9 protein-coding genes and 1 tRNA gene are annotated in these 11979 nt (G+C 70.3%); 5 read left to right on the top strand and 5 right to left on the bottom strand.

The genetic code is table 11. From position 1 onward, the window contains the following. Positions 1–22 precede the first annotated feature (22 nt). Both QWU11_RS35535 and QWU11_RS35530 read right to left on the bottom strand, forming a co-directional pair. Entirely contained in the window at positions 23–1162 is a 1140-nt protein-coding gene (locus QWU11_RS35535) for an amidohydrolase family protein (RefSeq protein WP_290118891.1), read from the bottom strand. Beyond that, the gene (locus tag QWU11_RS35530; RefSeq protein WP_290118890.1) at positions 1152–1913 is read right to left on the bottom strand and encodes a glucosamine-6-phosphate deaminase; all 762 of its coding nucleotides are present in this window, start codon (positions 1911–1913) and stop codon (positions 1152–1154) included. Before QWU11_RS35530 ends, QWU11_RS35535 begins: the two co-directional genes overlap by 11 nt. Positions 1914–2681: 768 nt before the next feature. On the opposite strand from QWU11_RS35530, the gene QWU11_RS35525 reads away from it, so the two are divergent. Further along, positions 2682–3446 (top strand): alpha/beta fold hydrolase, encoded by a 765-nt coding sequence (locus tag QWU11_RS35525; protein WP_290118889.1) that lies wholly within the window; start codon positions 2682–2684, stop codon positions 3444–3446. A gap of 678 nt (positions 3447–4124) precedes the next feature. On the opposite strand, the gene QWU11_RS35520 is transcribed toward QWU11_RS35525, so the two are convergent. Beyond that, a complete protein-coding gene (locus tag QWU11_RS35520; protein ID WP_290118888.1) occupies positions 4125–4538 on the bottom strand; it encodes a cold shock domain-containing protein in 414 nt (137 codons plus the stop codon). A gap of 662 nt (positions 4539–5200) precedes the next feature. Here QWU11_RS35520 and QWU11_RS35515 point away from each other — a divergent pair. From QWU11_RS35515 to QWU11_RS35500, 4 genes are all read left to right on the top strand, one after another. Further along, positions 5201–7963, top strand: coding sequence for a LuxR family transcriptional regulator (locus tag QWU11_RS35515; protein ID WP_290118887.1), 2763 nt, complete (start codon positions 5201–5203; stop codon positions 7961–7963). 161 nt (positions 7964–8124) lie between these two features. After that, the gene (locus tag QWU11_RS35510) at positions 8125–8811 is read left to right on the top strand and encodes a phosphotransferase (RefSeq protein ID WP_290118886.1); all 687 of its coding nucleotides are present in this window, start codon (positions 8125–8127) and stop codon (positions 8809–8811) included. Positions 8812–9025: 214 nt separating this feature from the next. Continuing rightward, complete coding sequence (locus tag QWU11_RS35505; RefSeq protein ID WP_290118885.1) at positions 9026–9253, top strand: DUF5988 family protein; 228 nt, start codon at positions 9026–9028, stop codon at positions 9251–9253. Positions 9254–9411: 158 nt separating this feature from the next. Continuing rightward, positions 9412–9487 (top strand) — tRNA-Leu (locus QWU11_RS35500). A 107-nt stretch (positions 9488–9594) separates the two neighbouring features. Here QWU11_RS35500 and QWU11_RS35495 read toward each other — a convergent pair. Together QWU11_RS35495 and QWU11_RS35490 are read right to left on the bottom strand one after the other, a co-directional pair. Beyond that, positions 9595–10362 carry an AfsR/SARP family transcriptional regulator gene (locus tag QWU11_RS35495; RefSeq protein ID WP_290118884.1) on the bottom strand — a complete coding sequence of 256 codons (768 nt, stop codon included), beginning with the start codon at positions 10360–10362 and terminating at the stop codon, positions 9595–9597. A 132-nt stretch (positions 10363–10494) separates the two neighbouring features. After that, on the bottom strand, positions 10495–11913 hold the full coding sequence (locus QWU11_RS35490; protein WP_354670927.1) for a carboxyl transferase domain-containing protein: 1419 nt from the start codon (positions 11911–11913) through the stop codon (positions 10495–10497). Between the last annotated feature and the right edge of the window lie 66 nt (positions 11914–11979).

Genomic DNA, 11979 nt, shown 5'->3' with positions numbered 1-11979 from the left:
CGGAGTCGGGCACGTCCCAGTATCACCGTACGGTCCGGCCCGCGGCGATCACCGTACGGACGTCCAGCGTGATGTCACCCGGCCGCCAGGCGAAGGTGATCAGGTCGGCGGGCGCGCCCGGCCGGAGCACCCCCCGGCCGCCGGTGAAACGGCCGGGGTTGGCGGTCGCCAGGCGCAGCGCGTCGGACAGCGTCAGGTCGGCCAGGGTGATCGCGGTCGCCACCCCGTCGGCCAGCGAGCGGGACGCGCCGGCCAGGAACGGCGTGCCGACGCGGGACAGCCGGCCCGTCTCGGACAGCTCCACCTCTCCGCCGACCGGCGTCCGGTAGCGGCCCGGCGGCATCCCGGCCAGCGACGTGGCGTCCGACACCAGGTGGGAGCGCTCGATCCCCTTGGCGCGCAGCATGGCGCGGAACGGGTCGGCGCTCAGGTGGTGCCCGTCGGCGATGAACCCGGCCTGCAGCCGGTCGTCGGCGAGCTGGGTCCACAGGTGGTTGGGGTGCCGGGGAAGCGTGGCGTACGTCGCGTTGCCCAGGTGGGTGGAGAGGACGGCGCCGGCGTCCGCGGCGCGGGTGATCTGCTCGGGCGTGGCGTGCGTGTGCCCGACGGCGCAGCGGACGCCCATCCGGGTGGCCTGGGCGATCAGGTCGATCGCGGCGCCGTCGTGCGGCGAGACGGTGATCATGCCGGCCAGGCCGCCCCACCGGCGCAGCTCGCCGGCGTCGGCCGGCCGGACGCTCCCGGGGTCGTGGGCGCCGCGCGGCCCGTCCTCGGGCGACAGGAACGGGCCCTCGACGTGCGCGTACGGGATGGCGTGCGCGACGAGCGGGTCCGCGGCGCGGGCCCGGGCGATCATCGCCAGCGCGGCGGCGATCCGCTCCTCGGGCGCGCTGACCAGGGTCGGCACGACGGTCGTGACCCCGGTTCGGCGCACCGCGCGTACGAGGTCCGCGACGGTCTGCTCGTCCATGTCGGGGGCGTTGACGTCGTGCCCGCCGAAGCCGTTGACCTGAAGATCGACCAGGCCGGGCGCGAGCCAGAGGTCCGACGGTTCCGGTGCCGGGGCGATCGCGGCGATCCGGCCGTCCTCGACCGTGACCCGGAGGGTCCGTCCGCTCGCCGGGTCGCGGCCGGTGATCGTCCGCGCCCCATCAGAGGGCATCGGGCGCGGACTCCTCGTCGAGGTAGATCGTGCAACGGGGGTGGGTGCGCAGCGCGCTGGCCGGCATCCGCCCGTCGATCGGGCCGTGCAGCGCGGCGTCCACGGCCGCCCGCTTGCGCGCGCCGGGCACCATGCAGAAGATCTCCTCGGCCGCCAGCAGTGCCGGGACGGTCAGCGTGATCGCCCGGTGCGGCACCTCGTCCAGGTCCGCGAAGCAGCCGTCGTCCACCTGCTGCCGGCGGCTGACATCGTCCAGCTCCACGATCTTGACCAGGGAGGGGTCGTGCAGGTCGGCGGGCGGGTCGTTGAACGCCAGGTGCCCGTTGACCCCGATGCCCATGCAGGCCAGGTCGACCGGCGCGGCGGCCAGCAGCCCGGCGTACGTCTCGGCGGTCACCAGCGGGTCCCCACCGGGGTCGATCAGGTGCGCCCTGCCGATCGGAACACGGTCGAAGAGCACCTCACGCAGCCAGGTGCCGAACCGCTGCGGCGCGGCCGGATCCAGCCCGAGATACTCGTCCATGTGGAAGGCGGTCACCCGGCTCCAGTCGATGCCGGGCCACCCGGCCAGCGAGCGGAGCGTGGCCTCCTGGCTCGGCGCCGAGGCGAAGATCATCCGCACTTCGGGCCGGGCCTCCAGCCGCCGGATCAGCGCCGCGGCGATGTCGGACGCCGCGGCCTCGCCCAGCGCCTCGGGGCCGGGCAGCCGGCGGAGCCGGGGTTCGTGAACCTTCTCGCGCGCCACAGGCATGTTTCTCCAGCTCGGGAACACCGGCCACGATAGAACCACCGAACCGGAGGCGACGCGCCGGGGTGCGGCCTGCCCGCCCGTACGGGCGGGGGGTGACGGGCCGGGCCGGGGTGCGGCTTGGCCGCCCACACGAGCCCGAGCCCCCGCGCCGCGATGCGGCCAGCAAGCCGGGGGCTGCCGCGCCGGGGCGGGGTCTGCCCGCCCGCACAAACCGAAGGTCATCGCGCCGCGACACGGCCCGCCCGCCCACACGAGCCAGGGGTGACAGGCCAGGGTGCGGCCGCCCGCCCACACGGGCCGGGGTGACGCGCAGAGGTGGGGGGGTGGCCGTCCGTCCGTACGGGCCGCGACGGTGGGGGACTCCGTCGCGGCCCGTACGACCACGTGACCGTGGGGGCGGTCAGTCGGATCATGACCGGGGGGCCATCCGGTGGAGAGCCTGGGGGGCGGCGACTCGCTTTGTTCCTCCGACTACACCCCTACCTTCGCCTGCCGGGGGGTCCATCGTCAGCGCGGCCAGCCTCCATTTCGGTGCCATGCCAGCGGTAACGCCCATCTTCCAGGTGGCCGTGATGCGCCAACGGACACGTTGGCGCGTGCCGCGCCTCAGCCGTAACCACCGTCGCTCCGCGTTACAACTGTCCCACCCCTGTGCACCCCCTAGTACCCCCTTATCCGCTCCGTGGAGGCCACTAAGGGCTGACCGGGCGGCGCGAAGCCGACTAGCGTTCTTCAGGGCCGCGCCGACAGGAAGGACGTCACTTCACCATGACGACACTGCCCACCGCCCCCGACACGTGGATCCGGCGCTACCACCAGGCCCCCAACGGCACCGTGCAGCTCGTCTGCTTCCCCCACGCCGGGGGGTCGGCGAGCTTCTACTTCCCGGTGTCCACGGCGCTGTCGCCGGGGGTCGAGGTCTCGGCCGTGCAGTACCCCGGCCGCCAGGACCGCCGCGCGGAGCCCAACATCGACAGCCTGCCGGCCCTGGCCGACGCGATCTTCCCCGTCGTACGCCCGCTCGCGGACCGGCCGCTGGCCTTCTTCGGCCACAGCATGGGCGCCCTGCTCGCGTACGAGGTGGCCCTGCGCCTCGAGGCGGACGGCGCTCCCCCGCTGACGCGGCTGTACGTCTCGGGCCGCCGCGCGCCGTCGAGATACCGGCCGGACGCCGTCCACCGGCAGGGCGACGCCGGGATCGTCGCCGAGCTGCGGCGGCTCAGCGCGACCGACTCCGAGCTGCTCGGCGACCCGGAGACCCTGGAGATGATCCTCCCGGCGATCAAGAGCGACTACAAGGCCGTCGAGACCTACGAGCACACGCCCGGCCAGTCGGTGAGCTCCCCGATCTACGCGCTGATCGGCGACGACGACCCCAAGGTGACGGCCGAGGAGGCCAACGCCTGGGCCGAGCACACGACCGGCTCGTTCGAGATGCGGACCTTCCCGGGCGGCCACTTCTACCTCGTGGACCAGAGCGCGGCGGTCATCCGCCTCATCGCGACGGACCTGTCCACGAGCCGCCGTTCCTGAGGCAGGAAACGCCTCCCACTGCGGCGACGTGGGTGATCGCTGGGCCCCAGCCCCCGGGAGCCCCGGCGAGACCCGCGTCGTCCAGCACCGCCCCCTCGCCGGCGACGGCCGCCGTTACGCCGACCCGCGCCGATGACGCCGGTGACCTTCCCTGGCGACGTTCTCATCGCCTGCCAAGCGCACTGAACGCCGCCGGTGACGCTCTTCACGTCGTGTAAGGGGAAATCCGCACCCACCTCGACGACGAGGAGTCAACGCGGCCAATCCCCCTCTGCAGCGACAAAGCACCCTTCCCGAGGCCGGGCGTTTCGGCCAGTGAACAAATAAGCGATCGTTCTTGGCCATCTCACCGCGAATCCCCAGGGAGAACAACAGGGACGGGCCGATCCGGAAGTGACCGGCGGACCGACCCAACCGGACAAAACGGAATCACGAAAAAGTTCCCGCGACCTCGCACTCTCCGAGCGCACTTATACCTTCGCCGTTTGCATCTTTCAGAGCAACTTTCACGAAAGCCCGCCGCGGCCCGCGGAGTGGCGCCGCGCGTCCTCGCGAGAGCAGATCACCCCGACCCCCGCCAGGGCGGCTTCAGTTAAGTCGCCTTACCATTCCACACAGGGCGGCGGCGCCGGATCAATGCCGCCGGGTGAGCAAATTAACATGGCCGGATAATGCCACTCAGTCCTCGATCCACTCATGCGACGCGGCGAGCGCGATGACGCGTTCACGCAAACGTACGATCTGTGCCCCGGTGAGTTCCGGAACGGCCTGGATGAACGCCTCGGTGAGCTCCTGGCGGAAGTCGGCGGTGGAGAGGATCTCACAGGTCGCCTCCTCGTCAGGCCCCCGCTCCACCCGTGCCGGCGCAGGCCTGGGCGGGCCCGAGGGGCCGCCGCCGGCGGCGGCGCCCGGAACGAGCCGAACGTCGTAGCCCTTCAGGCCCCGCCCGCTCTCCATCACCTCGAACTCGACGTTCACCCCGGGCGAGAACACCCATTTATCGTCGAGAAGATCGTTCACGTGAACGAATACGTCCTCGCCACCATCCTCAGGTGCGACGAAGCCGTATCCGCGCACTTCGTCGAACCGCACAACACGTCCCCTGGCCACCGCGCCAACCCTCTCCATGAGCGAGTGTCGCGGACGATTTCCAAATTGATCGTTTTTCACCGGCCGCAACCCCACTGCCCGTCGTCGGGACAAGCCTACGACCCAGCGTATCGAGGGCGTTCACCGGCCCCGAGTACCACACGTCACAGCGGTGACAACAGTGGATTCTGCGACGTCGGCGATGATGCCCTTTGTGGCCGTTTTGAGGCACCTGTTCCGATGTGACTCTGATCGTCCGGTACTTTGACGTCCTATGGTCTGATTATCTACCAATGACCCGGCTGCGCTATGTATCCGGGCGAATACCGCCTGTTCCTTGCGTTGACCATAGTTGTGATGCAAACTGACAACTAGTGGACCGTGCTAAAAAATAGTCGATTGTTCAATTAGCTCTTGGGCGGTCGCTCGCATACACGCAGAGGTGATGTCGCCAGGGCGAGAACGCAACACGTGCCGCCGCCGACCCGCCTGGCAGGAGCAAAGGGAATAATGGCCCTATCGCTGTTCGCGCACACTACTCGCAGCACCGCAACGAAAGCCCTGAGGCGGGCTCGTCACGCCGCCGTCGAGCACACCGTCTTGTGCGGGAAGGGCGGATCTCCAGTGCACCGTCAGCGCCGGAGCCCATTCAGAGGACTAATCCAATGAGCCTGGTAGAGCGCGACAGTCAGCTCTCTCAGTTAACACAGCTCTTCAGCTCCTGCCAGCTCGGCCAGGGGGCCGTCGCCGTCGTCAGCGGCCCGGTGGCCGCCGGCAAGAGCCAGCTTCTCTACACGTTCGCCAGCCAGGCCATCCAGGAAGGCGCCGTTGTCCTGTGCGCCAGCGGCTCTCTCGCCGAGAGCTCGCTGCCCCTGGGCATGCTCGGCCAGCTCCTCCAGAACGCCACCCGGCCACCGGATGACAAGCCGGCGGACGTGGGCGAGCCCAGCCACATCTCCTCGGTCCTGCCCGCGCTCGAAGCGGGCGAGCAGGAGCGCGTGACCGCGATGGAGCAGGTCCGGGAGGCGCTTCTCGGCGTCGCACAGGACCGCCCGATGATCATCGGCATCGACGACGTGCACGACGCGGACATCTTCTCCCTCCAGTGCCTTCTCTACTGCGTGCGCCGGATCAGGTCGGCTCGCGTCCTGGTCATCCTCACGTCCACCGAGTCGAGGCTGGAACGCTCCACTCCCTTTATCGAACTCCTCCGGCTTCCGCACTGTCATCGGATCCGATTGTCGCCTTTGTCCGAGTATGGGGTGGCCACGGCCCTTTCGGAGCATCTTGACTCCCGTGTCGCCGAGCAGTCCGCGTCGGCCTGGCACAAGGCGAGCGGCGGCAACCCTCTCCTGCTCCGCGCGCTGATCGACGACCACCAGGTCCCGGCCGGGCCGGCCCCGGACAAGCAGTCCGTCTCGCCGCTCGCCGGCCGCTCGTACCGCCAGGCGGTGCTCAGCTGCCTGAAGCGCGACGAGTCGGGGATGCTCAGAGTCGCCCACGGCCTGGCGATCCTCGGCGAGGACGCGACACCGAAGCTGGTCGGCGAGCTGACCGGCATGGACCCGATCTCGGTCAACGAGTCCATCCACGCCCTGGAGTCCGCCGGCCTGCTCGGCGCCGGCCGGTTCCGTCACCCGCACGCCCGGGTGGCCGTCCTCGCGAGCCTGGCGCCCGAGGACCGCGCCCACATGCACCAGGACGCAGGACGCCTCCTCTACAACACGGGGGCCGCGGCCGTCGTCGTCGCCCGCCACCTCATCGCCGCCGACGACGTCCCGGAGCCGTGGGCCTCGCCCGTGCTCCGCGAGGCCGCCCGGCACGCGCTCACCGACGACCGGCCCGAGCTCGCCGTCGAGTGCCTCGAGCTGGCCGACCAGGTGACCTGCGGCGGGTCGGAGAGCACCGCGATCAAGGCGCTGCTGACCGCGGCGGAGTGGCGGATCGACCCCGCACGCGCGCTGCGCCACCTCCCGGGGTTCGTCGACGCGCTCCGCGCCGGCACCCTCAACGACCGCTACGTCGTCGTGGCGATCAGGTTGCTGCTCTGGCACGGCCACCTCGACGAGGTCATGGCCATGCTGGAGCACATCGCCGAGCGCGCCGAGACCGAGGCGCCGCCGCACTCCGTACGCGACTGGCTGAAGGTCCTGTGCCCCCCGCTCCTGTCGCACGTCGCCCTGCCGGAGCCCGAGCCCGCGGCGCTCCGGTCGTTGACCACCCCCGTCGAGACGGCCGCCGCCACCGCGCTGAGCTCGGTCCTGTCGGGCGACGCCGGCGGCGACGGGGTCAGCAAGGCCGAACAGGCCCTGGAGTCCCTCCGGCTCGACGACTCGGCGCTCGAACCGATCGTCACGTCCCTGCTGGCCCTCATCTACGCCGACGAGCTCGACAAGGCGACCACCTGGTGCGACGGCTACCTCGAAGAGGCCGCCGTACGCGAGGCGCCGTCGTGGCGGGCCCAGCTCAGTGCCGTACGGGCCGAGATCGCGCTGCGGCGTGGTGACCTGGCCGGCGCGGACCGGCACGCCTGGCAGGCGCTGCAGCAGATGTCGTCGGCCGCCTGGGGCGTCGGCATCGGCCTGCCGCTGGGCAGCCTGATCCAGGCGAGCTGCGCTCTCGGCAAGGCCGAGGACGCCGAGCTCGCGCTCGGCACCCCGACGCCCGAGTCGCTGCTGAAGAGCCGTTACGGCCTGCACTATCTGTACGCGCGGGGCCGGCACCACTTCTCGGTCAACCGGTTTCGCGCCGCCCTCAACGACTTCCAGACCTGTGGCGAGCTGATGGTCGCCTGGGACATGGACCTGCCCGCGTTCATCCCGTGGCGGTCCGAGGCCGCCGCCGCCCACCTGCGCATCGGCAACCAGGCGCGGGCACGGCAACTCGTCGAGGCCCAGCTGGAGCGCCCGGGCGCCGGCCAGGGCAGGGTCCGCGGCATCACGCTGCGCCTCCTCGCCGCGACCAGCGAGCTGAAGGGCCGTACCGCGCTGCTGCGGGAGTCGGTCGACATCCTGAACGACTGCGGCGACCGGTACGAGCTCGCGCACTCGCTCGCCGACCTCAGCCAGGCCTACCAGGCGCTGAACCAGCTGAGCTGGGCGCGTTCGACGCTGCGGCTGGCCGCGCAGGCGGCACGCGAGTGCCAGGCGGAGTCGCTGCTGGACACCATCGTCGCCGCCGAGGAACCCTCTCCCCCTCAGCCGGACCAGGACCCGGCCGCCGAGGAGGGCATGGCCCCGCTGAGCGACGCCGAACGCCGGGTGGCCATGCTCGCCGCCCGCGGGGACACCAACCGCGAGATCGCCCGGCGGCTCTACATCACCATCAGCACGGTCGAGCAGCACCTCACGCGGGTCTACCGCAAGCTGAACGTCGCGGGACGTGAGGATCTGGCGGTCCGCCTCCACGCGGTCACGACGGTGGCCTAGTCCGGCGGCCCGAGATCGGGATCCAGGCGGGTGGACGGGTGACGGATACTGGCGTCGTGCGGGGTGACGACGAGGAGTTGCTCCCTGGTGGCCGGATGACGCAAGGCCTCGTGCGTCGTGGCGATCGGGTGTTGCGGCCCTTGGGGTCCTGGTCACCGGCGGTGCATGAGTACCTCCGTCATCTGGAGAGCGTGGACTTCGCCGGTGCGCCCCGCGTCCTCGACGTCGAAGAGGATCGGGAGGTGTTGACCTACCTGGACGGGGAGGTGGCCGTCGACCCTGCCTGGCAGCCGGGCCGCGGGCACCGCCTCCCGGACCACGCCCGTAGGGATGAAGCACTGATCGCCGCAGGCCGGTTGATCAGCGAACTCCACCAGGCCTCACGCGGGTTCCATCCCATGCACACCGACTACCGCTTCCATCCCTGCCCGCCTCGCCCCGGCCAGATCATCTCCCACGGTGACCTCGGCCCCTGGAACACCGTCTATCGCCAGGGCCTGCCCGCGGCGTTCATCGACTTCGACAGCGCCGGGCCCGTTGACCCGGTGGACGAACTCGCCGCAGCGGCGTGGAACTTCGTACCCCTGGCGCCCGGCCGGCTCCTGCAGGAGGCCGGATTCGACCCGCTCCCCGACCTGCCGGCCCGCCTGCGCCTGTTCGTCGACGCCTACGGCCTGCCGGACCGCCGTGCCATCCTGCCCGCACTGCAACGCAGCATCCTGCCCGCCGTCGAGCGCGTCACGGCCCGGCCACTGTCCCCGGCCGAGACCGCCGATTCCCTGGAGTATCTGGCCCGGGAGCTCCGTTGGCTGCACACCGTGGTCCCCGTTCTCGAACGTGCCCTGTGACTCCGACGACCAGCGGACGAGTCGGCGGCGGGCCGTCGCGATTTAAATGGTCACGATATATGCGGTGAATCAGCCCCTAATTGACCCCTAGGATGAGGTCCCCTTAGGGGCTGACTATCCCCTCTATCCGGAATAGGTTGGAACTGTCAAGCTCGAACGAGCGGGCCGATGACTCGCTTTGCCTCCGATGGCGACGTGAGGGAGGAGTGCCGGCATGGAAGAGCTCATCAACGTTTCGTTGGAGGGCGGACCGGAATCCATACCGCGAACGGTCAGCGTCGAAAGGTCGAAGTTCCAGGACGGAAAGCTGAAAATCGAGCATCTCGGCGGCTACGAGCACTTCGAGCGCGCCGTCTCGGGTGAGGGCGGCGTGAGCGGAGGCCCGGACGGCGCCCTGCCAGAGATCTTCCGGTGGACGCTGCGGACGAAGATCGCCGAGTGACCCGGCGTTCGTGACCAGCGGCCCATCGGGCCCCTGATCGGGCACGTCTCCGCCAGCGTCGTCGGAGGCGTGCCCGATGTGTTTCGCCCGCCGGATCCCGGTCCGCGACGCCGTGAGTGACCAGTGACGCACCCGTCTTCGGAAGGGTGCGTCTTCTCACCCCGGTAGCCCAATTGGTAGCGAGGCAACGGACTTAAAATCCGTCAGGTGTGGGTTCGAGTCCCACCCGGGGTACTCCCGCCTTTTCGAGAAAGCACACGGCAGCCATTACCTGACGCGACGATGAACGGTCGGACGCCGCGTACGGAAAAGGATCCGCACGCGGCGTTCTATACGAAGTGTCAGACCGCCCATTCCAGTTCGTAGTCGGCGGTCAGAATTCCCTGCTGGAGCTCCTGCAACGCCCGGCAGGGCTCCAGTCCCAGCTCATCGTTGATGGTCTGCCGGACCGACCGGTAGACCTCGAGCGCGTCCGCCTGGCGTTCGGAGCGGTAGAGCGCGAGCATGAGCTGACGGGAGAACGCCTCCCGCAGCGGGTGCTCGGCGGTGAGGGAGTACAGCCGCCCGACCAGCTCCCGGTGCCGGCCGAGCTCGAGCTGCGCGTCGATCAGCATCTCGGTGCACTCGAGGCGCGTCTCGCTCAGCCAGGTCACGAATCCCTCCACGATCGGCCCGTAGGACAGATCGCCGAGCACCGGGCCGCGCCACATCTCCAACGCGTTCTCGAAACAGGCGCTCGCCTCTTCGTACCGGCGGTCCCGTATGTGGTCCCGGCCCCAGCCGACGAGCCGCAGGAAGGACTGGTAGTCCAGCTCGTCGGTCCCGCTGCGCAGGACGTACCCGGGCGGCCGGGTCACGACCGGGCTGGCGGAGCTGCCGCAGCGGTTCAGGAACTTGCGGAGCTGGGAGACGTACACATGGATGCCGGCGGTCGCCCGGCGCGGCAGGCGGTCGCCCCAGATCTCCGTCATCAGCTGCTCGGTGGCGACCACCTCATCCGAGCGGATCAGCAGCACCGCGAGCAGGGTCTCGATCTTCTGTGCGCCGATGGTGGCGCTCTTGCCCTCGTCGCCGACGACGCGAAGGGGTCCCAACAGCTCGTATCTCACCGAGTTCTCCTGTTCGCGAGTGGCGCCCGCCCAGGTGCGGGACGGTGATGGCACGGTCCAAACGTGGATGTGACAGTCGGCGACAGAAACCTTGTGCCACGCGGGGGTTGGCTCATTGTTCTTCCGTCCGGTTCACAGTGGGATGTTCCCGTGGCTTCCGCGGACCGCGGCGGCCGCCGCGAACGCCTCGGCGAGTCTGCGGCGCGAGTCCGCAGGCACGATCACCTCGTCGACGACCCCGATGTCGAGCGCGCGGATGACGCCCCCGGAGCCGCGTTCGTGTTCCTCGACCAGGCGGGCGAGCAGCGCCGCCCGATCGGCGTCGTCGGCGGCGGCGGCCAGGCTCCTGCGGTGCAGGATGCCGACCGCGGCCTCCGCGCCCATCACCGCGATCTCGGCCTCCGGCCAGGCGAAGACCCGGGTGGCGCCGAGAGCGCGGGAGTTCATCGCGATGTACGCGCCTCCGTAGGACTTCCTGGTGATGAGGGTGATCCTCGGCACCACCGACTCCCCGAAGGCGTACAGCAGCTTGGCTCCGCGGCGTACGACCCCGTCCCACTCCTGCCCGACGCCGGGCAGGTAGCCGGGCACGTCCACGAGGACGAGCATCGGGACGCCGAACGCGTCGCACATGCGGACGAACCGCGCCGCCTTCTCCGCGCTCAGCGAGTCGAGGCAGCCGGCCTTGCGCAACGGGTTGTTCGCGATCACCCCGATGGTGCCGCCGCACAGCCGGCCGAAGCCGACCACGAGGTTGGGCGCCCAGCGGGCCTGGAGTTCGAGGAAGGAGTCGGGGTCGAGGATCGCGCGCACCAGCGGCCGCACGTCGTACGCGCGGCGCGCCGAGTCGGGGAGCAGCCCTCGCAGGTCGGGCCCTGCCTCGCAGCGGTTCGGGTGGAAGACGCCGCGCTCGGCCAGGAGCAGGGTGGTGCGGCGCGCCTGGTGGATCGCGTCGGCCTCGGAGTCGGCCACGACGTGGACGACGCCGGACCTGCGCGCGTGGGTGTCGGGGCCGCCGAGGCCGGTCATGTCGACGTCCTCGCCTGTGACGCTGCGTACGACGTCGGGCCCGGTGACGAACACGCGGCCCTCGTCCGACATGATCACGACGTCGGTCAGCGCCGCTCCGTACGCCGCGCCGCCGGCCGCCGGGCCGAGGACCACGGAGATCTGCGGCACCTTGCCGGAGGACCGGATCATCGCGGCGAAGACCCGGCCGACACCGTCGAGCGCGTCCGCGCCCTCGGCGAGCCGCGCTCCCCCGGAGTGCCACAGGCCGATCACCGGGCTGCGCTCCCGTACCGCCGTGTCGATCGTGTCGACGATGCGGCGGCAGCCACGGGCGGTCATGGACCCGCCCATCACCCGAGCGTCGGTGCTGTAGGCGCGTACGTCGACGCCGCTAATGCGGCCTTTCATCGCGAGCACGCCGCAGTCATCGCTTTCATGAAGCGGCACCGCTGAATTAACGTCCAAAAGACGCGAAAGGCGGAGCGCGGGATCTCGATAATCTCCCGTGCCCTCATCGAGAACGAGCTGATCCGTCGTCACTTGCACCACCGCGCCGCGACCGATCGGATCATTGACATGCAGCAACCATAGAAACTAAAGGGACGA

Origin of the sequence: Actinomadura sp. DC4, assembly GCF_030406325.1 — a bacterium.
In the GTDB taxonomy this organism is placed as follows: Bacteria; Actinomycetota; Actinomycetes; order Streptosporangiales; family Streptosporangiaceae; genus Actinoallomurus.
Note: the sequence above shows the minus strand (reverse complement) of the source record. Positions and strands in the feature narration are given on the sequence as shown.

Coding starts and splice junctions, on each gene's coding strand:
- QWU11_RS35535 (WP_290118891.1), bottom strand. CDS start 1,162: ATGCCCTCTGATGGGGCGCGGACGATCACCGGCCGCGACCCGGCGAGC.
- QWU11_RS35525 (WP_290118889.1), top strand. CDS start 2,682: ATGACGACACTGCCCACCGCCCCCGACACGTGGATCCGGCGCTACCAC.
- QWU11_RS35515 (WP_290118887.1), top strand. CDS start 5,201: ATGAGCCTGGTAGAGCGCGACAGTCAGCTCTCTCAGTTAACACAGCTC.
- QWU11_RS35530 (WP_290118890.1), bottom strand. CDS start 1,913: ATGCCTGTGGCGCGCGAGAAGGTTCACGAACCCCGGCTCCGCCGGCTG.
- QWU11_RS35505 (WP_290118885.1), top strand. CDS start 9,026: ATGGAAGAGCTCATCAACGTTTCGTTGGAGGGCGGACCGGAATCCATA.